Annotated in this window: 19 protein-coding genes; 10 read left to right on the top strand and 9 right to left on the bottom strand. The window is 68.4% G+C overall.

The window, feature by feature from the left end; translation table 11 throughout:
- The first annotated feature begins 19 nt into the window (after positions 1-19).
- From ACZ2G3_RS04160 to fba, 3 genes are all read left to right on the top strand, one after another.
- The gene (locus ACZ2G3_RS04160) at positions 20-784 is read left to right on the top strand and encodes a DeoR/GlpR family DNA-binding transcription regulator (protein WP_470397838.1); all 765 of its coding nucleotides are present in this window, start codon (positions 20-22) and stop codon (positions 782-784) included.
- A gap of 216 nt (positions 785-1,000) precedes the next feature.
- The gene (locus ACZ2G3_RS04165) at positions 1,001-1,978 is read left to right on the top strand and encodes a class 1 fructose-bisphosphatase (protein ID WP_470397839.1); all 978 of its coding nucleotides are present in this window, start codon (positions 1,001-1,003) and stop codon (positions 1,976-1,978) included.
- 5 nt (positions 1,979-1,983) lie between these two features.
- Positions 1,984-3,024 carry a class II fructose-bisphosphate aldolase gene (fba, locus tag ACZ2G3_RS04170; protein ID WP_419268916.1) on the top strand — a complete coding sequence of 347 codons (1,041 nt, stop codon included), beginning with the start codon at positions 1,984-1,986 and terminating at the stop codon, positions 3,022-3,024.
- Positions 3,025-3,065: 41 nt separating this feature from the next.
- On the opposite strand, the gene ACZ2G3_RS04175 is transcribed toward fba, so the two are convergent.
- The 7 genes from ACZ2G3_RS04175 to ACZ2G3_RS04205 are packed head-to-tail and all read right to left on the bottom strand — an operon-like array spanning position 3,066 to position 11,600.
- Positions 3,066-4,088, bottom strand: a complete 1,023-nt coding sequence (locus ACZ2G3_RS04175) for a UDP-glucuronic acid decarboxylase family protein (protein ID WP_470397840.1) — start codon at positions 4,086-4,088, stop codon at positions 3,066-3,068.
- A gap of 2 nt (positions 4,089-4,090) precedes the next feature.
- Positions 4,091-5,194, bottom strand: a complete 1,104-nt coding sequence (locus ACZ2G3_RS04180) for a CgeB family protein (RefSeq protein ID WP_470397842.1) — start codon at positions 5,192-5,194, stop codon at positions 4,091-4,093.
- Positions 5,191-6,297, bottom strand: a complete 1,107-nt coding sequence (locus tag ACZ2G3_RS04185; RefSeq protein WP_470397844.1) for a CgeB family protein — start codon at positions 6,295-6,297, stop codon at positions 5,191-5,193. Before ACZ2G3_RS04185 ends, ACZ2G3_RS04180 begins: the two co-directional genes overlap by 4 nt.
- Complete coding sequence (locus tag ACZ2G3_RS04190) at positions 6,294-7,403, bottom strand: CgeB family protein (RefSeq protein ID WP_470397846.1); 1,110 nt, start codon at positions 7,401-7,403, stop codon at positions 6,294-6,296. The genes ACZ2G3_RS04185 and ACZ2G3_RS04190 overlap by 4 nt, the downstream gene beginning before the upstream one ends.
- Before the next feature lie 5 nt (positions 7,404-7,408).
- A complete protein-coding gene (locus ACZ2G3_RS04195; protein WP_470397848.1) occupies positions 7,409-8,506 on the bottom strand; it encodes a glycosyltransferase family 4 protein in 1,098 nt (365 codons plus the stop codon).
- Positions 8,503-10,497 carry an NAD-dependent epimerase/dehydratase family protein gene (locus ACZ2G3_RS04200; protein WP_470397850.1) on the bottom strand — a complete coding sequence of 665 codons (1,995 nt, stop codon included), beginning with the start codon at positions 10,495-10,497 and terminating at the stop codon, positions 8,503-8,505. Before ACZ2G3_RS04200 ends, ACZ2G3_RS04195 begins: the two co-directional genes overlap by 4 nt.
- Positions 10,494-11,600, bottom strand: coding sequence for an NAD-dependent epimerase/dehydratase family protein (locus ACZ2G3_RS04205; protein ID WP_470397852.1), 1,107 nt, complete (start codon positions 11,598-11,600; stop codon positions 10,494-10,496). The genes ACZ2G3_RS04200 and ACZ2G3_RS04205 overlap by 4 nt, the downstream gene beginning before the upstream one ends.
- A 194-nt stretch (positions 11,601-11,794) precedes the next feature.
- Between ACZ2G3_RS04205 and ACZ2G3_RS04210 the strand changes: the two genes are divergently transcribed.
- The 5 genes from ACZ2G3_RS04210 (at position 11,795) to ACZ2G3_RS04230 (ending at position 16,093) form a co-directional block, all read left to right on the top strand.
- Positions 11,795-12,805, top strand: coding sequence for an MDR/zinc-dependent alcohol dehydrogenase-like family protein (locus ACZ2G3_RS04210; RefSeq protein ID WP_470397853.1), 1,011 nt, complete (start codon positions 11,795-11,797; stop codon positions 12,803-12,805).
- Positions 12,806-12,807: 2 nt separating this feature from the next.
- Positions 12,808-13,824, top strand: a complete 1,017-nt coding sequence (locus ACZ2G3_RS04215; RefSeq protein WP_470397855.1) for a Gfo/Idh/MocA family protein — start codon at positions 12,808-12,810, stop codon at positions 13,822-13,824.
- A 236-nt stretch (positions 13,825-14,060) separates the two neighbouring features.
- A complete protein-coding gene (locus ACZ2G3_RS04220) occupies positions 14,061-14,882 on the top strand; it encodes a manganese catalase family protein (protein ID WP_419269009.1) in 822 nt (273 codons plus the stop codon).
- A gap of 10 nt (positions 14,883-14,892) precedes the next feature.
- Positions 14,893-15,249, top strand: coding sequence for an HIRAN domain-containing protein (locus tag ACZ2G3_RS04225; RefSeq protein WP_470397856.1), 357 nt, complete (start codon positions 14,893-14,895; stop codon positions 15,247-15,249).
- 67 nt (positions 15,250-15,316) lie between these two features.
- Positions 15,317-16,093, top strand: a complete 777-nt coding sequence (locus ACZ2G3_RS04230; RefSeq protein WP_470397857.1) for an SDR family NAD(P)-dependent oxidoreductase — start codon at positions 15,317-15,319, stop codon at positions 16,091-16,093.
- 84 nt (positions 16,094-16,177) lie between these two features.
- Here the strand turns inward: ACZ2G3_RS04230 and ACZ2G3_RS04235 are convergent, their stop codons facing one another.
- A complete protein-coding gene (locus ACZ2G3_RS04235) occupies positions 16,178-16,936 on the bottom strand; it encodes a hypothetical protein (protein ID WP_470397858.1) in 759 nt (252 codons plus the stop codon).
- 123 nt (positions 16,937-17,059) lie between these two features.
- Positions 17,060-17,965: an NAD(P)/FAD-dependent oxidoreductase gene (locus ACZ2G3_RS04240; protein ID WP_470397859.1), complete on the bottom strand. Its 906-nt coding sequence runs from the start codon at positions 17,963-17,965 to the stop codon at positions 17,060-17,062.
- A 155-nt stretch (positions 17,966-18,120) separates the two neighbouring features.
- Here ACZ2G3_RS04240 and ACZ2G3_RS04245 point away from each other — a divergent pair, with 155 nt between their 5' ends.
- Both ACZ2G3_RS04245 and ACZ2G3_RS04250 read left to right on the top strand, forming a co-directional pair.
- Positions 18,121-18,489, top strand: a complete 369-nt coding sequence (locus ACZ2G3_RS04245; protein ID WP_419268901.1) for a DUF983 domain-containing protein — start codon at positions 18,121-18,123, stop codon at positions 18,487-18,489.
- Positions 18,490-18,684: 195 nt separating this feature from the next.
- On the top strand, positions 18,685-20,670 hold the full coding sequence (locus ACZ2G3_RS04250; protein WP_470399046.1) for an alpha-1,4-glucan--maltose-1-phosphate maltosyltransferase: 1,986 nt from the start codon (positions 18,685-18,687) through the stop codon (positions 20,668-20,670).
- Positions 20,671-20,679: the final 9 nt, after the last annotated feature.

A 20,679-nucleotide genomic window follows, 5' to 3' on the forward strand; every position in this document is an offset into this window, starting at 1 on the left:
CGAACAGGCGGAGGCGACGGTGAAGCGGGACGAACGCAGGCAGGCGATCATGGATCTGCTGGTGGAAACCCGCTCGGTCGATCTGGACGATCTGGCGGACCGGTTCGCGGTCAGCAAGATGACCGTCCATCGCGACCTGGACGACCTGGAGCAGGCGGGCCTGCTGCGCAAGGTGCGCGGCGGCGCCACGATCGAGCCGGGAACGCGGTTCGAAAGCGACTTTCGCGTCCGCGCGCTGCAGGATGGCGACGCCAAGGACCGCATGGCCCGTGCCGCGCTGGCCATGGTCGAACCGGGGATGACCGTTATGGTCAACGACGGCTCGATGGCGGCCTTGCTGGGCGCGCGGATGGCGGGATGCGCGCCGCTGACGGTGATCACCAACAATGCCGCCGTGATCGAGCGTCTGAAGGACGCGCCGCGCGTCACGCTGATCGCGCTTGGCGGGATCTACAGCGCCAGGTTCAACGGCTATTTCGGGATCGTGACGGAAAGCGCGCTGTCCCGGCTGCGTGCCGACCTGGCCTTCATTTCGACCCCGGCGGTGGCCGGCCTGCAGGCCTTTCACATCGATGAGGGGGCCGTAAGGGTCAAGCAGGCAATGATGCGCGCGGCCGGCCGCAGCGTGCTGCTGGTCAACCACCAGCGCTTTGGCCGCAGCGCGCTGCACGCCCTGGCCGACCTGTCGGACTTCGACATGGTCGTCACCGATGCGCCCCCCGCCCCCGAAGATCGCGCCGCGATCGAACGGGCGGGCATCGCCTTGACCATTGCGGGGGAATGACGTGTCGGATTTCGGAAAGAACAGCGGCAGCAGGATGAACAGGGCGCCGGCCATGAGCAAGGACATTCCAATGACAAGGGCGATGACAGGCGATGGCCGGGGCAAGGGATCGGCCAAGGCCATCGCCGCTGCCTCGCCGGTTCGCACGATGACCTTGGACGAGGGCCGCCGTTTGGCTCGGAGCGGGACCGCTGTCGATGCCAGGGGTGGCAGGGCATGATGCTGCGCTTGCCCAATGACAGGTCCGCGACCGGCCCGCTGCTGTCCGAAGTGCTGGAGGGTCCGGGTCCCGGGCCCATTGTTCGCGCCATCGCCGAGGCACTGCCGCCCCTGGCCGCGCGCCTGGCGGCGGGTCGGCTGCATGGCGACCCCGAGGCGATCGTGGGCACCAACGACAGCGGCGACAAGCAGAAGGCGCTGGACCTGGCGGCCCATGACCACATGATCGCCGTCCTGCGCCGGGCGGGCGTCCGGCAGGTGCTGTCAGAGGAAGCCGAGTCCGTGATCCGGCTGAACGACGGCGGCGAATTCGACGTGGCCATCGACCCGATCGACGGCTCGGGCAGCATCGGGATCGGGGCGCCCCTGGGCATGCTGTTCAGCGTCCTGCCGGCGGACCAGGACAGCTTTCTGCGCCCCGGAAGGACGGCGGTGGCGGCGGGCTATGCCTCGTTCGGGCATTCGGTGGATTTCGGGTTCTCGACGGGTCAGGGGGTGCATGTAGCGACCTTCGAGGACGGCACCGGCTTTCGCATTGCGCGCGAAGGGCTGCGGCTGAAGCCCCAGGCCTCGACCATCGCCTACAACGCCTCGAACGAACGCCACTGGGCGCCGGGGCTGCAGGCCTGGGCGCGCGACCTGCGGGCCGGGACGGACGGCCCGCGCGGGCGCGACTTCAACATGCGCTGGCTGGCCGCCGCGGTGGGCGAGTTGCACCGCATCCTGCTGAAGGGCGGGGTGTTTCTTTATCCCGACGACGCGCGGCCGGGATACGAGAACGGCCGCCTGCGGCTGATCTATGAATGCGTGCCGGTCGCCTTTCTCATCGAACAGGCGGGCGGGCAGGCCACCGACGGCCGCGGCGCGATCCTGGACCGGGTGCCCGCGGGCCTGCACGACATGACCCCCCTCATATTTGGCGCGACCGACGAGGTCGCCGCCATCCACGACTACCTGACCGAAAGAAAAGGATAAGCCCCATGGCCATGATCACCCTGCGCCAGCTGCTGGACCATGCCGCCGAGCATGGCTATGCCGTGCCCGCCTTCAACATCAACAACATGGAGCAGGGCCTGTCGGTCATGCAGGCCGCTGAGGCGACGCGCTCGCCCGTCATCCTGCAGGCCAGCCGCGGCGCACGCAGCTATGCCAACGACCTGGTGCTGGCCGGCCTGATCTCGGGCCTGGCGCGCGCCTTCCCGGATATCCCGCTGTGCATGCATCTGGACCACGGCAACGGGCTGGAAACCTGCGCCACCGCGATCCAGAACGGCTTCACCAGTGTCATGATGGACGGCAGCCTGAAGGCCGATGGCAAGACGCCTGCCGATTACGCCTACAACGCCGACATCACCCGCCGTGTGACCGAGATGGCCCATGCCTGCGGCGTGTCGGTCGAGGGTGAGCTGGGCGTCCTGGGCAGCCTGGAAACCGGCATGGGCGACCAGGAGGATGGCCATGGCGCGACCGAGAAGCTGTCCCATGACCAGCTGCTGACCGACCCCGATGAGGCCGTGCGCTTTGTCGAGGATACTGGCGTGGACGCGTTGGCCATCGCCATGGGCACCAGCCACGGCGCCTACAAGTTCACCCGCAAGCCCGACGGCGGCATCCTGGCCATGAACGTGATCGAGGAGATCCACCGCCGCCTGCCCAACACGCATCTGGTGATGCATGGATCGTCCTCGGTCCCCGAGGATCTGCAGGCCATCATCAACAGCTATGGCGGCGACATCCGCCCGACCTGGGGTGTCCCGGTCGAGGAGATCCAGCGCGGCATCCGTTCGGGCGTGCGCAAGGTGAACATCGACACCGACAACCGCATGGCGATGACCGGCGCAATCCGCAAGGCATTCGCCGAGGATCCGGCCGAGTTCGACCCGCGCAAGTACCTCAAGCCCGCGATGGCCGCGATGGCCGAGGTCTGCAAGGCCCGCTTCGAGGCCTTCGGCACCGCCGGCAATGCCGACCGGATCACGCCGCTGTCGCTGTCGACCATGGCGCGCCGCTACGCCAACTGATCGCCATGGGCCGCCGCCGGATCATCGGCGGCGGTTCCCTTTCAACGGGCCAGGCTGCTGGCCGCGACCCGTCCGGTTCGGACCGGAACCGGGGCCGGGCTCACCTGGACGTGGGCCGCGAACCACGGGATCGTCAGCCCCAGGCCCTCGTCCAGCGGCACCTTGGGCTGCCAGCCCAGCAGGGTCCGTGCGCGGGTGATGTCGGGCTGCCGCCGCTGCGGATCGTCCGTCGGCAGGGCCATGAACACCGGCTGCGCAACGCCCGGCAGGCGGTCCCGGATGATGTCCACCAGCTCGAGGATCGAGAATTCGCCCGGATTGCCCAGGTTGACGGCGCCGTCCGGTGTCTCGGCCACGTTCATCAACGCCATCAGTCCCCGCACCAGGTCCGAGACATAGCAGAAGGACCGCGTCTGCGTGCCGTCGCCATAGACGGTCATCGGCTTGTCCTGCAGCGCCTGGCAGATCAGGTTCGAGATGATCCGCCCGTCGTCGGGACGCATCTGCGGCCCGTATGTGTTGAAGATCCGCGCCACCCGCACATCCACCCGGCCCTGGCGCAGATAGTCGAAGCACATCGTCTCGGCTGCGCGCTTGCCCTCGTCATAGCAGGCGCGGGGGCCGGTGCAGTTCACGTTGCCCCAGTAATCCTCGGTCTGGGGATGGGCCAGCGGGTCGCCATAGACCTCGCTGGTCGAGGCCTGCAGATAGCGTGCGCCCTTCGCCTCAGCCAGGTCCAGCAGATTGCCGCAGCCCAGCACATTGGTCATCATCGTGTGGACAGGGTCCGCCTGGTACTGCGGCGGAGAGGCCGCGCAGGCGAGGTTGTAGATCTGTGCGACCGGCCCGCCGATGGTCAGGGGCTGCGTCACGTCCGCCTCGATCAGGGTGAAGCCCGGGTGGTTGGTCAGCGGCAGGACATTCTCGCGCAGGCCGGACAGGAAGCTGTCCACGCAGATCACGCGATGGCCGCGATAGAGCAGCGCCTCGCAGAGATGCGATCCGATGAAGCCGGCACCGCCGGCGACCAGAACAGTCGGCTTGAAGGTTGTCATCTGCTGCATGCTCAGGCTCCTTGCTCTGCAATGGTCTTGGCGGCCGACGGGGCGGTGGCTTGCAGCGCCCCGATCAGGTCCTGCGCACGGGCGCGGCCGGTATGGCCGTCCAGCACGATCCGCCGCGCGGTGGCGGCCATCCGGTCGCGCGCGGCATCGTCCGTGTCCCGCAGCGCGGCAACCACGTCGTCGGTCCCGTCCGCCAGCAGGACGGCCTGCCCCTCGGGCAGCAGGTCGGTCAGGCCCGGCCAGCGGTCCGAGATGATGGGCGTGCCACAGGCCGCGGCCTCGAACAGGCGGACCGAGGGAGACCAGCCCAGCCTGCGCATCGCCTCGCGCGTGATGTTCAGGGTAAAGCGCTGCGCGTTGTAGAACTCGGTGTGCTGCGCGGGGGGCAGGTGGTCGATGCGCTCGACATTCGCCGGCCAGTCGATGTCGGAGGGGAACATCGAGCCCGCCACGACAAAGCGCATCTGCGGCAGGCGGCGGGCGGGCTCGATCAGCAGCGCCTCCAGCCCCGGCTGGCGGTCCGGGCTGTAGGTGCCCAGATAGCCCAAGTCCCACCGCCGCGGCACCGGCATCGGACCATAGGCTTCGGCATCGACCGAGCAGTACAGCGCCTGCGGGTTCGGCGTGCCATAGACCTCGCGCAGCCGGTCCAGCACCCGCCCCCCCGAGAAGGAGAAATAGGCGTCGAACCAGGGCATCTGGCGGCGGGCCAGATGGGTTTCCTCGGCCCGGTCCAGCAGGTCCATCGTGACGGGCGTGTCGATGTCGTAAAAGCACAGCCGCTGCAGCGGCAGCCGGTGCAGCGCGTCGATCAGCAGCCGGCCCTCGGGGACATAGGAGCCGACGATGACCGCGCCCGCCCGGCGCAGGGTGTCGCGATGACGCTCCAGCACGGCATCGATGTCGTCGTAGAATTCCAACCGGCAGAAGTCGGGATCGGCCAGGTCCTGATGGTCCTGGTACCAGGGCTGGCGGCGTTCCAGGAACAGCACGCGCTTGCCTTCGGCATGAAGGCCGCGCAGCAGGGCGCGGAAGGTGGTCGCATGGCCGTTGCCCCAGGACGAACTGAGCGACAGGCCAAAGATCACGATGTCGGGCGGGGTCATAGCGCCGCCTCCGACTGCGGCGCCCGGTGGCGGGAACGGGCCTGCTGCAGCACCTCGCGCAGCTGTTCGGCGCGACGGTCATAGGTGTGTTCGGCCAGCACGCGCCGCCGGGCATTGTCGCCGATGATGGCAAAGCGTTCGGCCGGCAGGTTGCACATCAGGTCGGCCACGTCCTGCCCGTCGCGTGCCACCAGGACCTCCTCGTCCGGGCGCAGGAACAGCTCGATGCCCTCCCAGTAATCGGTGATCAGGCAGCCCCCCGCGCCGGCCGCCTCGAAGACGCGGGTGGCGGGGGAAAAGCCGGTCGCGGCCATGCTGTCGCGGGCGACATTCAGCACCGCGCGCGGCGTGCAGTTGAAGGCATTGTGGTCGGCGGTGCCGACATGGCCGATGCAGCGGACATTGCCCGGCATCTGCTCCTGCTGCCAGCCCGAGCCGCCCAGGATGAAGCGGCGTTCCGGCAGGGCAAAGGCGGGGCGCAGGAAGAACTCGGCCACGCGGGCCTCGCGGTCCGGCAGGCGGTTGGCCAGAAAACCCAGATCGGCTTGAAAGCGGTCCTGCGGCGGCGCCGGGTGATGCGTGTCGGGGTCCAGCGCGTTGTAGATCGGGATGCAGTCCCGCGCACCCAGGGCGCGATAGGCCTCGATCACCGGATCGCCGCCGCCATAGGTCAGGACCAGGTCCAACTCCGGCAGCATCCGGCGCAGCGCATCGTCGGGATTTCCCTGCATGGCGGCCAGCGTCGCGGGCGCGTCCACGTCCCAGAAGACGCGCAGCGCGTCCGGCCGGGCGGCGGCCATCACCTGCGTCAGGATCTGGTCGTCGGCATAGCCCACGCCCGACGCCTTGACGACGATGTCGGCCTCGGCGGCGCGGGCGGCGGCCTCGGACAGGCCCTCGGGCGTGGCGGGCCAGACGTTGACGCGCGCCCAGTCCGGCACCTCGATGTCGCGATGCGACTGGCGGTCAAAGGCGTCGGGTTCGTGGAAGGTGACGTCAAAGCCGTGGCCCGCCATCGCCTTGATGATGCCGCGGTAATAGGTGGCGGCCCCGTTCCAGTAGCTGGACAGCAGGCTGGAGCCGTAGAATGCGACGCGGGTCATGCGGTAACCTCCTTGGCGGGAACCTGTTGCAGGGTGGTCAGGATGGCCAGCAGCTGTTCGACGCGATGGTCGCAGGTGTGGCGGTCGAGGATCGTCTGCAGCCCGCGCTGCGCCTGTTCGGCGGCGGCGGCAGGGTCGTTCAGCAGCAGGCGCAGCTGCTGGCGCATCTGCTGGCCATTGCCGACAAAGCGGATGTCGCCCGGCCGGAACAGCCCCTCGGCATCGTCCCAAGGGGCGCTGACCAACGGGATGCCGCAGGCCAGGGCCTCGAAGGGGCGGATGGTGGGGATGCCGGGCAGGGCGGTGACATAGGGCCGGCGCGGCACATGGACGGTCACGCGATGGCGGGCAAAGGCCTGCGGCACGCGCGCATTCGGCATCCAGCCGCGATAGGCGATCCCGGCCTGCCGCAGGCGATCCAGCGCGTGATCCGGATAGCGCACCCCATGGACCGAGGCGCGCAGTTCCAGCGCCTCCACCGGGCCGATCAGGAACTCCTCCAGCTCGTCGCTGCGTTCGCCGTCGCCCCAGTTGCCGACCCAGATCAGGTCGGCCTCGGGGGCGATCTCGGGCAGCGGGTGGAACAGGGTCGTGTCGGCCCCCTCGTGCCAGGTGAACACCTGCCGGCCCCAGCCCGCCTTCAGATATTGCTCGCGCAGCGCCTCGCCAAAGGCCAGGACGCCGTCATAGCCGGCAAGGTCCATGCCCCCGATCTCGTCGCCCGCGCTGACCGCGCGGTGATGGGTGTCGTGGAACATCAGGGTAAAGCGCCCGCCCTGCCGACGGTGCCGCCCGATGCGCGCCACCAGCGCCGGGTCGGTCCATTCGTGGACGACCACGACATCGGCCTGGTCCAGCGCGGCCTCGTGGTCGAAATCCGCGTCGTGGATCTGCCAGCGCAGGTCCGGGAAGGTGCGCGCGAAATCATCCAGCGCCGCCTGGCCGCCATCGGCGATCAGGTTCTGGCGGCTCCAGCTGTCCCCGGGCTCCAGCGCCAAGGTGTGGTGGCCGCGGCTGTTCAGGGCGCGCATCACGCCGCGCAGGAAATGGGCGTTGCCGTGGTTCCAGTCCGAGACAAGCGAATGGGTGTAGAACAGAAAGCGCATCATCTTCATCCTGTTGCGGTTCTGGCCGAGGCCCGTGGGGCGACAAGGCCGCCGTAAAGCCGCAGCATCGCGGCCGTCTGATGGTGGGGGGCGTACCGTTCGGCCCGCCGGCAGGCGGCCTGCCCCAGTTGCGCCCGCGCCTGCGGGTCCTGCGCCAGTGCGTCCAGCGCGACGGCCAGCCCGTCAGGGTCACGCGGATCGAAGAAGACCGCCGCGTCCTGCCACAACTCCCGGAAGGTCGGGATATCGGCCAGAACCAGTGGCGTGCCCGCGCGCGCAGCCTCCAGGATCGCTAGGCCAAAGGGTTCGTAGAGCGAGGGCGCGCAAAAGATCCCGGTGCGGCAGACATGGTCCAGCGTCCGGTTGTGGGACATCGGCCCCAGGCTGCGGGCATGGTTCAGGGCGATGCCCGTGCCGTTCGGCCCCTGGGTCGCGCCGATCATCGTCACGGGCCAGGCGCTGCGGGCGGCGGCGGCATCCAGCACGGCGCCGTTCTTGCCGTCGTCCCACCAGCGGCCGATGGCGGTCACCTCGGCCCGGCGCGGACCCAGGGGCAGGGCGGCCTGGCTGCTGTTGTGAACCACTGCCACCGGTGGCAGATCGGGATAGAGCCGCGCGACCGCCTGACCCTGGGCCTGTGTCGGCACGACCAGCAGGTCGGCCGCGGTCAGCCCCTGCGCCGTCAGGCGGCGGTTCCAGTCCATCTCGGGCGGCACGCCCGTCCCGCGCACCGCGTCGAACCAAGTGGCAAGGCAGGAATGGGACATGGTCAGGACGGGCAGGCCACAGGTCAGCCCCACCGCCTGCGTCGGCAGGTTCAGGTGCAACAGGTCCACCTTGTGGCCTGTGGCCAGCCCGTCGATCCAGCCGGCGACGGGCGCCAGGTCGCCCGGGCCCTCCGCCATCCAGTCCAGGGGCGCCTCGCCCCATTCCAGCGGCCCGACCGCCTGCGCCTCGGCCCGCTGCTGGGACGAGGGCTCGGGGCCCAGACCCGCCAGCACCACCTGAACCCCGCGGGCATGCAACCCCATCGCCAGATCCAGCGCATAGCGCCAGACCCCGCCCACGGCGTCCAGCGTCATCAGGACGCGCAGGCCCGTCATGCCAGCTTCCTTTCGCGCCGCAGCGGCAGCCCGCGGTCCCGCGCCAGCCACTCGGCCAGATCGCGAAGGCCGCTGCGCCAGTCCACCTGCGCCCGCCAACCTGTCGCGGCCGTCAGCGCGCGGGTATCGGCCACGAACCAGGGCTGGTCACCCTGCCGCCAGTCGGACTGGTCGATCCGCACCTGCCGGCCGGTGATGCGCCAGATCTCGTCCAGCACCTCACGCAGGCTGACGGAATTCTCGGGGCCGCCGCCCAGGTTGAAGGCCCGGCCCGACAGGCGGTCGATCCGGTCCAGCACCGCGCGATAGGCCGCGACCGCATCCTGCACATGCAGCACGTCGCGCACCTGGCGGCCGGTGCCAAAGACGGTCACGGGCTTGTCCTCCAGCGCGCGGATCAGGAAATGGGCGACCCAGCCCTGATCCTCGGTTCCGAACTGGCGCGGGCCATAGATGCAGCTCATGCGCAGGACGGCGGCGGGGATGCCGTAGCTTTTGGCGTAATCCAGCACATACTGGTCCGCGACCCCCTTGGAACAGCCATAGGGTGTGCAGAAATCCAGGGGCCGCGTCTCTCCGACGCCATAGGCGGCCAAGGTGTTGTCCAGCGGGCCGCAGCGCGTCTCGGTCTCGGCGATCTCCAGGTCGGCCAGCGCGCCATAGACCTTGTTCGTGGAGGCAAAGACCACGGGCAGCCGGCGGCCGGTCGCGCGCACCGCCTCCAAGAGGTTCAGCGTGCCTTGGGCATTGACCTCGAAATCCTCCATGGGCGAGACGAGGCTGGTGGTGACCGCCGTCTGCGCGGCCAGGTGAAAGACCGCCTCGGCCTCGGCCGCGACGGCGGTCAGGGTGGGCGCGTCGCGCAGGTCGCCCGGAATCGCGCGCAGCAGGTCGCCATGCCGCTCGGCCAGCCAGCGCAGGTTGCGCTCGACGCCGGGGCGGCTGAGATTGTCCAGAACGGTCACGCGCTTGCCCTCGGACATCAGGGTGTCGGCCAGGTTCGCGCCGATGAATCCCGCGCCGCCGGTGATCAGCACGCTCTGCTGGACCTTGGCCTCGGCCGGGGTGGTCAGCGAGGTCATCTCGCGCAGCCGCTCGACCCCGCCCTCCATCAGCAGGCGGCCCAGCAGCTTGGGCTGGCCCTCGGCCGTGACCGCGCCCAGGTGATAGTGGCGCGGGTCGAACCACAGCCCCTCCTGGACCGCCACATCCCCGGGCACGTCCGACCAGGCATACCAGTAAAGGCGGTCGGCAGGCGCCTGCAGCGACCGGACAAAGCGCCGGGCCTGCTCCATCTCATCCCGGCGCCAGGTGGAATAGCCGGCCTCGGTGATCCAGATGCGGGCCGCCGGGTTGTGGCGGTCAAGGATGCGGCGCATCTCGCCCAGGTGCATGTCCCAGCCCCGCCAAGAGGCGGCTTCGCTGTCCCAAGTACCGGGAAAGCCGTGGAAGCCGACCACATCGACGACAGACAGGACCCCGCGTTCGCCCATCAGATTCAGCCAGTAGGGGTCAAAGGGCGCGGGCCCACCCAGCACGGCCTTCCAGCCCCGCTGCTGCACCCAATAGGCCGCCCCGCCGACCATCTCGCAGAAGAGGTCGAATTCGGGATCCTCGCGCCAGTCCCAGTCAAGCAGGTTGTTGGGCTCGTTCCACAGCTCGACATGGGTGAAATGCTGGCCATGGCGCGTCAGCAGCATGTCCAGGAAATCGGCATAATCCTTGAGCACCTTGGGTGCGCCGGAACTGCGCCCGGTCCGCGACAGGGAGGGCGGCGTGTAATGGACGCAGGGCAGCACCTCGAGGTCGCGGGCCAGGCGCGGCAGCAGCCAGTCGAACCATTCCTGGCCGCCCGGCGCGTGGTATTCCGCCCAGCTGACATGGGTGCGCAGGTGCCGCGCGCCCGATGCGATCAGCCCCGGCAGCAGCGCCTCCACCCGGTCGTATTCGCCGGGGCGGAACCATTCGACAAAGCCGAAATCCGCGCTCATGTGACCAGGCCCCGCTCCTCCAGCTGGCGCCGCATCTGGCTGCCATTGTCGACCGAGGGTTGCTGGCTGACCCATTCCACGAAGGGCCCGAGGCTGTCCTCCAGCCGGTGCCGGGGTTCAAACCCCAGAAGCTCGCGCGCCTTGGTGATGTCGGCAAAGCAGTTGCGGATGTCGCCGGCGCGGAACTTGCCCAAGATCTCGGGCTGCAGATGCGGGGCCCCCATCGCCTCGGCCAGAAGCTCGGCCACCTGGGTGATCGGATAGGCATTGCCCGAGCCCACGTTGATGACATGGCCGTTGGCCTCGTCCCGCTCCAGCGCCAGGCGGAAGGCGCGGGCGACGTCGCGGACATGGACGAAGTCGCGCTTCTGCTGGCCGTCCTCGAAGATGGTGGGGCGCTGGCCGTTGGCGATGCGCGAGGCGAAATTGGCAAGAACGCCGGTATAGGGGTTCGACAGCGCCTGGCCCGCGCCAAAGACATTGAACAGCCGCAGCGCCACGGCGGGAATGTTGTAGGCCTCGCCAAAGATCAGGACGGCCTGTTCCTGCTGGTACTTGGTCAGCGCATAGATCGAGGCCAGATCGACGCGCTTGGCCTCGGTCGTGGCCTTGGGCGACAGGGGCGTGCCGTCGCTGGTCGCGGGCTCCCACTGGCCGGCGCGCAGGTCGGCCGGGCGGCGGCGCACGGTTTCATGCAGGCTGCCGTCGGGCGTGGTGTAATAGCCCTCGCCATAGACGCTCATCGAGGAGGCGACGACCAGCTTGCGGACCGGGTGATCGGCGATCGCCTCCAGCAGGACGGCGGTGCCCAAGTCGTTGGCGCCGACATAGCGGGCGATCTCGTACATCGACTGGCCGACGCCGACCTCGGCCGCCAGATGCACGACCGCATCGGCGCCTTTCAGCGCAGCGCGCAGTGCATCGGCATCGCGCATGTCGCCCCGGACCACCTGCGCGCCCTGCGGCAGGTCCGCCTGCGCCCCGGCATGGACCTGCTCGATCATGGCGTCGTAAAGGACGACCTCGTGGCCTGCATCCAGCAGTTCCTCGGCCACATGGCGGCCGATGAAGCCGCATCCGCCCGTGATCAATGTCCGTGTCATCCGTGCCCATCTCCTTGTTTTCCGATCCTTTGCGGGTCTTGCGGCCCGGTCTGGGATCTTCTGCTGTGACTTCAGCAGAAACATCATCAGGGCCCCGCAACCTCGGTCGGGAACAATTGTTCCAGCTTCTTGTTCAGGTCCCCGACCATGGCGGCGCGGTCCGTGTCGTCGACCAAGGAAAGCCGGAGATACCCATGAAGGATGCAAGCCCCCACGTCTGGACCCATGCCACCGCCACCCAGGGCGGTCCCCGTGCCGCCCGGATCGTGGCGCCGGGGCAGGTCGAGATCGTGCCGATCACGCCCCGCGACCCCGAGCCGCACGAGGTGCGCATCGCCATCGAGGGCTGCGGCGTCTGCGCCTCGAACCTGGAACCCTGGGCCGGGCCCGACTGGATGGACTTTCCGCTGGCCCCCGGCCAGCTGGGCCACGAGGCCTGGGGCACCATCGAGGCCATGGGCGGTGATGTGACCGGCCTGATGATGGGCCAGCGCGTGGCCTTTGCCGGTCAGAACGGCTTTGCCACGCACGAAACGGTGCCCGCCGCCGATGTCATCCCGCTGCCCGAGGCGCTGGACGGCCAGCCCGTGCCGGCCGAGCCCCTGGGCTGCGCGGTCAACGTCTTTCGCCGCAGCAGCATCCGGGCGGGGGACACGGTCGCGGTCATCGGCATCGGCTTTCTGGGCGCGCTGCTGGTGCGCCAGGCCAAGCTGGCCGGGGCGCGGGTCATCGCCATTTCCCGCCGCGACAGCTCGCTGGACCTTGCCCGCCGCATGGGCGCGGATGAGGTGATCGTGATGGACGACCACTGGCGCATCATCGAGGATGTGAAGGGCCTGACCCAGGGCCGGCTGTGCGACGTGGTGATCGAGGTGGTGGGCAAGCAATGGCCGCTTGACCTGGCGGGCGAACTGGTGGCCGAAGGCGGCCGGCTGGTGGTCGGCGGCTATCACCAGGACGGGCCGCGACAGGTCAACATGCAGATGTGGAACTGGAAGGGGATCGACGTGATCAACGCCCATGAACGCGACCCGCAGGTGGTGCGGGGCGGCATGCGCGATGCCGTGGCGGCGGTGGCCGAAGGAACGCTGGACCCCGGCATGCTCTATTCGCGGGTATTTGCGCTGGAGGATCTGGCCGCGGCGCTGGATGCCACCCGCGACAAGCCGGACGACATGGTGAAGGCGCTGATCGCATGCAGCTGAGGATGACCCCCCCGCAGGCGGCGCTGGACCGCCCCCGCATCGCCTTTCTGGGCCTGGGCTGGATCGGCCGCCACCGCATGCAGGCCATGGCCGAGGCCGGCGGCATCGAGATCGTGGCCCTGGCCGATCCCGACCCCCAGGCCGTGGCCGCTGCCGCCGAACTGGCGCCGCAGGCGACCACGGGCGGCACATTGGACAGCGTTCTGGAGGCGCGCCCCGACGGCGTGGTGATCGCGACCCCTTCGGCGCTGCATGCGGGGCAGTCGGTGGCGGCGCTTCAGGCCGGGGCCGCGGTTTTCTGCCAGAAGCCGCTGGGCCGCGACGCGGCCGAGACGGCTTCGGTTGTCGAGGCGGCGCAGGCGGCGGACCGGCTGCTGATGACCGATCTCAGCTATCGCCACGCCACGGCCTTCGTGGCCATGCGCGACCTGATCCGGGGCGGTGAGCTGGGGCACGTCCACGCCGTCGACCTGACCTTTCACAACGCCTATGGCCCGGACAAGCCTTGGTTTCGCGACCGGGCGCTGTCGGGGGGCGGCTGCCTGATCGACCTGGGCATCCACCTGGTCGACATGGCGCTGTGGAGCCTCGATCCCGGGGCGCTGCGCTGCGTGGCGGCCCATGCCCGCATCGGCGGTCGGCCGCTGGACGATCCGCGCCACCAGGTCGAGGATTTCGTGCAGGCGACGCTGGAGGCCGAGGACGGCACCGTCATCCGCATCGCCTGTTCCTGGAACCTGCCCGCCGGGCAGGAGGCCGTGATCGAGATGCAGGCCCATGGCACCCAGGGCGGTGGCCGGGTCGCCAATGTCGGCGGCTCGTTCTACGACTTTGCCGCCTGGCGCCATCACGGCACGACGCGTGACCAGATCGCCGGACCCCCGGATGCCTGGGGCGGCCGGGCTGCCGTGGACTGGGCCGCGCGCCTGCGGCAGGGGCAGGGCTTCGACCCCGAGGCGGGGCGCCTGGTGACCCTGGCGCAGGTGCTGGACGACATCTACCGGGTGGCCGGCCTTTAGGCCAACAGGTTTCAGCGCAGGAAAAAGGGGCGGCGCCGTTGGCATCGCCCCTTTTTGCATCGGCCCGTCCTCAGCGGTCGTTTCCGATCCGCACAGGCGGGAACAAAGGCAGGCTTGCGTGGTTCAGCCGCCCGATGATCCTGCCGCTTCCGACAGGATCGTGGATCGCCTGCCCGCGCTGGCCCCTGTGCCGTCCCTGGCAGTCCGATCGCTTGAACAAGACACCGGAGAACCACATGTTCTACACCGACAACAAGCTTCAGTATCCCGTCCGCGTCGAGACGCCGAACCCCGTCTTTGCGCGCGCGCTGCAACAGGCCATCGGCGGCGTCGAGGGCGAGATTCGCGTTGCGATGCAGTATTTCTTCCAGGCCTGCGGCGCCCGGGGCAATCCAAAGTACCGCGATCTGCTGATGAACACCGCGGCCGAGGAACTGGGCCATATCGAGATGCTGGCCACGGCCGTCGCGCTGAACCTGGAAGGGGCGCCGCTGAGCATGCAGGAAGAGGCCGCGGGCGACCGCGCCGTCGCCGCCGTGATGGGCGGGATGAACCTCAAGAACCTGCTGTCGGCTGGTCTGTCGGCGATGCCCATCGACAGCGACGGCGTCCCCTTTGACATGTCCCACATCTATGCCAGCGGGAATATCGCGGCGGACATGTCGGCCAACGTGACGGCTGAATCCACCGGGCGCATCCTGGCGGTGCGGCTGTACAACATGACCGACGATCCGGGCATGAAGGACATGCTGTCCTATCTGATCGCCCGTGACACCATGCACCAGAACCAGTGGATGGCCGCGCTGGAGGAACTGGGTGGCACCGCAGCCTTCCCGATCCCGAACAGCTTCCCGCAGGCCGAGGAAAAGTCCGAGTTCAGCTATGCCTATTTGGGCTTCCAGGCCGATGGCAGCGCGCCGGTGGCGGGCCGCTGGTCGCAAGGACCTTCGGTCGACGGCAAGGGCGAGTTCACGACCGAGCCGATGATGCCGATGGGACAAAAGCCCGACTTGGGCGCCGCCAAGCCCAACAGCGGCGCGCAATCCGAGCAGATGTGAGGCGGGGGCTGTGAAGCGACGCCTGCTTCTGGGTGGCCTCGCGCTTGCGGGCGCCGTGCCGGCGGCGATGGCGGCGGCGCGGGCCACAGCCGCGCGTCCGGTGGCGCTGGAGGTGCTGACGACGCATCTGGCCAATCCTGAACGCGTCTCGCCCGCTCCGGCGCCGGGGCAGCGGCTTCGGTTGCGCCGGGACCTGAACCGGAGCTTTGATCCGGCGGCGGTCGCGGTCGAGACGGCTGCGGGACAGCATCTGGGCTATGTGCCGCCGGTGCAGGCGGGCGTGCTGTCGCGGCTTTTGGACAATGGCGCCACGGGGCATGCGCAGCTGACGGACCAAGGCCGGCTGCGGGTCTTCCTAGACGCCTGATCCCTCGGGTCCGGCCGGCTGTCATGCCTGCCGGAGCCTTTCACCCCTTGCAGCAGCGGAGCATCCGATGACGTCTGCGAAACTTGCGCTTGTGACCGGCGGTTCGACCGGGATCGGCCGTCACCTGGCCCAGCTTGCCGCCGAGGACGGGCATGATCTGCTGATCGCCTCTGATGATGCGGCCATCGCCGACATGGAGGCACTGACGGCAACCGGCGTCACCGTCGAGACCGTCATGGCCGACCTGTCCCGCGAGGCGGGCATGGACGAATTGCTGGCCCGGCTGGGCGCCCGCGTGCCGGACCTGTTCTTTGCCAATGCGGGGCGGGGTCTGGGGCAGGCCTTGGTCGACCAGCAGGCCGACGACATCCGCCACCTGATCGGCACCAACATCATGGGCACCACCCTGCTGACCCACGAGATCGCGCGGCGGATGGTGCGGCGCGGCGCGGGGCGCATCCTGATGACCGGATCCATCGCAGGCTACATGCCCGGAACCTATCAGGCTGTCTACAACGCCTCCAAGGCCTATGTGAACATGCTGTCCGTGGCCCTGCGCCACGAGTTGCAGGACAGCGGCGTCAGCGTCACCTGCCTGTCGCCAGGTCCGACCGATACCGAGTTTTTCGGGCGCGCCGGGCTGTTGCACACGCCGATCGGACAGGGCCCCAAGGATGATCCGGCGGTGGTGGCCAAGGCAGGATATCAGGCGATGATGGCCGGCAAGGAAGAGATCGTGCCGGGCCTCAAGAACAAGAGCATGGTCGCCGCATCCCATGTGACGCCCAAGTCTGTGCTGGCGGAACAGCATCGGAAGATGGCCAAGCCGCAGGACCCGGCATGACATAAAGAAACCGGCGCCTTTTGGGGCCGGTTCCCGGATTTGCAGGGCCGCGGCGCGATGCGCCGCGGCCATTTTTGTCGAGGATCAGCTGTTCTCGCGGTCGTCCACGACCAGGCGCAGGGTGCCGTCCTCGCTCCGGTCAACGAAGATCACGTCTTCGACCGAATGCCCCTCGGCCTGCAGCTGGTCGGTGATCTCGGCATGTTCGGACAGGCTGTCGCGCAGGGTCGTCAGCGAGCTTTGCGCCTCTTCCAGCGCGCCGTCGAGGCTCTGACCGGCTTCGCCTTCGCCCTCACGCAGCGTGCTCAGCATGACCATCTCGACCTCGGTGGAGGCATCCACGCCTTCAAGCTCGGTCGAGAAATCTGCCCCGCTGCGCAGTCCGGAGACGACCTGGCCATGGTTCAGCTCGTCCATCTCGGCCGTACCGCTGGCCATGTCCGCCGTGCCGGCCGTATCCGACATGGTGTTGCTGGGAACGGCATCCGAAGCAGTCGTGCCGGTGGTTCCGGTCGTGCTGGTGCCGGTGGCTGTCCCTGCGGTCGTGCCGCCGCTGGTGGTCGTTCCGGTTGCACCCGTATCTGCGCCCATTCCGGTGCTGGTCGCATCGGCGCTGCCCGTGCCCGTCATGTCGACCGATCCGGCCGCGGCTGCATCGGCGCCTGCACCCGCGGTGGCCTCCTGGGCGGTGTCGTTGGCTTGCGCCTGTGCCGGGATCGGCGTCGTGGTCGAGCTGTCGGTCTGGGTATTTGACGGGGCGGCCGTGGTCTCGGCCATGGCCGGAAGGGCCAGTGCCGCGGCGATGACGGCGGCACAGCTGCTCTGCATCAGATGACCTTTCATGCCAGATCTCCTCCTGGTTTGGACCCTTCATGGTGAAAGGCGCCATCTGAACCGGAGGGGGGGCGATATGTTCCTGATCCGCGGATCACGGTGCCGACAACGCTGCGTGAAGGAAATCGCCTCTCAGCCCTTCCTGGCAGACAGCGGAGCCTCGATCAACGAATGGTGGATCTGGCTACCGGCCCAGGCCCCGTCCGCCAGGGCAAGGCTGATGGAGTGATGCTCCAGGGCGGTGTCGCCGCAGGCATAGGCGCCGGGCACCGTCGTTTCCCGGCAGTCGGTCGTGACGACATATTGCTCGGTCGGCAGCTCGGACAGCTGGCATCCCAGTTGTCGCGCCAGAGGGCTGGCGGGTGCCGTCGCGCAGGAGGTGAAGATGCCTGCAAAGGGCAGGCTGCGCCCGTCCGTCAGCTCGACCGTGGCTTGCCCGGTGACGCGGGCGACGGGCGTCTCCTCGATGGCGATCCGGCGCTCGTCCATCTCCTGGCGGCTGGCGCGGTCGATGGTCAGCGCCTGGTTGGTCAACAGCGTGACAGGACCCCAGTCGGTCAGAAGACGCGCCTGTTCCAGCGACCTTGCGCCGACGGCCAGGGTGGCGATGGGACCCTGATCCAGCTCATAGCCGTGGCAATAGGGGCAGTGAAAGACGCCCGTGCCCCATCGCTCGGCCAGCCCCTCGACATCGGGCAGGCGATCGGCGACCCCGGTGGCCAGCAGCAGCCGACGTCCCTGATGCGTGGTGCCGTCTTCGGTCGTGACATGGAAATCATCCAGGCTGCCCTGAACATCGGTGGCCAGGCCCTCGACCCATGTCAGCGTCGGATAGCGCTGGATCTGGCGCCTCGATTCCGCCAGCAGGGCGGCGCGGTCCATGCCATCGGCCCCCAGGATCGAATGGGCGCGGTCCGCAAACCGGTTCCTCGGCGCGCCCGCGTCGATGACCAGAACCTGGCGCCGGGCCCGCAGCAGCTGCAGCGCCGCGGACATGCCGGCATGGCTGCCCCCGATGATGATCGTGTCATAAGCCATGCCGTGAACGCGCCTCCCCGCCCGGTGGATCGGCCCGGTCGGGCCGCTTCTGCCCTGAACCGCAGCGCCTCCGCTTTGTTCCCCCGGGACTTCAGGGCGGATCAAATCCCGCCCTGGCGGGTTGGGTCACGCACCGGCACCGCAGGAGAGACGCCATGACCCAAGATCCCCGCGACAGCCGGGCCGCCATGCTGCGCGGCCTGGTCAACCAATGTCCTCGCTGCGGCGAGGGGCGCGTCTTTGCGGGCTATCTTTCGGTCGTGGACCGCTGCCCAAATTGCCAGGAACCGCTGGGTGACTATCCGGCGGCGGACGGGCCGGCCTTTTTCACCATCACCATCGTCATGCTGCTGCTGATCCCGATGATCGGCTATGGCTGGGTGCTGTTTCGGTCGGACCCGCTGACGTTGCTGATCGCGCTGACGGTGGTGACGACGCTGATCACGCTGGTGCTGCTGCGCCTCGTGAAGGGGGCTTTCGTCGGCTATCTCTGGGCGCATCACGAGCGCGACCGGGGGGCCTGAGGCGGGGCGAAAGCGGGGCGAATACAGCGGGTGGATGGAACATATGCAGCGCTGATCTGTTCACCCCGCAGTGATTACCGGGAGCTTAATATGGCAAGGCAGACGGTTTCGGACAGCGATGTTCCGCAGCAGCCCAAGGAAGGCGCGCCCTCGATGGCGCACCCACGCATGGGTGAGGCTTCGGCCACAACGACGATGGATCCGCTGCTGACGGCACTTGCGGCGCAACGGATCGCGATAGAGGGCGTGTCGATCGAGGTCGATGGCGGGCGCTTTGCCGCCAAGACCGTGATGGGCCATCGCGTGCCGGTCGAGGCCGACATCTTTTCCGACGGGCATGACAGCATCGACGCGGTGCTGCTGCATCGGCCCGCCGGGACCGAGCTTTTCACCGAAGTGCCTATGGAATTCGTCGAGAACGACCGCTGGACGGCCGATCTTGTGCTGGGTCAGCCCGGCGTGCACGAGGTCACGATCCTGGCTTGGCGCGACCTGTTCCTGACCTGGCGCAAGGAGGTGGCCAAGAAGCACGCCGCCGGACAGTCCATCGCGCTGGAACTGGAGGAAGGGCGCCAGCTTCTGGGCCGTGCCTTGGACGAACAGGGCCGGGCGGATGAGGCGGGTCGCGGTGCGATCGCGGCGCTTTTGGCCGAAGATCATGCCGCCCCCGAGGGCGAGGATCGCGACGCGTTGCGCTTTGCCCGCCTGGGCGCGCCCGAGGTGGTGGAGCTGATGCAGCGCGTCGGCCCGCGCAACGACGCCACCTTCTACAAGCTGCTCCAGGTCTATGCCGACCGCGAGGCGGCCGCCTTCAGCGCCTGGTACGAACTGATGCCACGGTCGCAGTCGGGGGATGAGAACCGTCACGGCACTTTTGACGACGTCATCGCGCGGCTGCCCTATGTCCGCGACCTGGGCTTTGACGTGCTGTATTTTCCGCCGATCCATCCCATCGGCAAGACCAACCGCAAGGGCCGCAACAACAGCCTGACCCCCACCGAGGATGATCCCGGCAGCCCCTATGCCATCGGCTCGGCCGAGGGCGGGCATGACGCCATCCATCCCGAACTGGGCAGCTTCGAGGATTTCCGCCGCCTAGTGGACGCCACCCGCGACCACGGGCTGGAGGTGGCGCTGGACTTTGCCATCCAGTGTTCGCCCGACCATCCGTGGATCCGGGAACATCCGGAATGGTTCGACTGGCGCCCCGACGGCACCATCAAGTTCGCCGAGAACCCGCCGAAGAAATACGAGGACATCGTCAACGTCCATTTCTATCGCGATGCGCTGCCGGGCCTGTGGTACGCGCTGCGCGACATCGTGCTGTTCTGGGTCGAGAACGGCGTGCGCATCTTTCGCGTGGACAACCCGCACACCAAGCCCTTCCCCTTCTGGGAATGGATGATCGCCGAGGTGCGCACCCTGCACCCGGACGTGATCTTCCTGGCCGAGGCCTTCACCCGGCCCAAGGTGATGAAGCGGCTGGCCAAGGTCGGGTTCTCGCAGTCCTATTCCTACTTCACCTGGCGCAACACCAAGCAGGAACTGACCGAATACCTGACCGAGTTGACGCAGGGCGACAGCCGCCACATCATGCGGCCGAACTTCTTCGTCAACACGCCGGACATCAACCCGCGTTTCCTGCAGTCCAGCGGGCGGCCGGGCTTCCGCACGCGCCTAGTGCTGGCCGCGACCCTGGGCGGCAACTACGGTGTCTATAACGGCTTCGAGATCTGTGATGCGGCACCGGTGCCCGGCAAGGAAGAATACCTGAACAGCGAGAAATACCAGTTGCGCGTCTGGGACATGGACCAACCCGGCAACATTCAGGACGACATCCGCCTGGTGAACCGCCTGCGGCAGGAGCATCCGGCGCTGCAGCATTTCACCAACCTGCGCTTTTACGACGCGGGCAGCGACCAGGTCCTGGCCTATGGCAAGCGCGCGGGCGACGACTTCGTGCTTATCCATGTGAACCTGGACCCGCACAACCGCCACGGCTTCCATATTGAGGTGCCGCTGTGGGAATTCGGCCTGCCCGACGAGGCCTCGATCGAGGTGCGCGACCTGATCCACGGCAACAGCTTTACCTGGCACGGCAAGTACCAGTGGCTGGAGCTTGATCCTGAAACACGACCCTATGCGGTCTGGCAACTGTTCGCGCCGGGGGTGGCACGCTGATGAATGTAC

The organism is Paracoccus sp. KKT209, assembly GCF_055635455.1.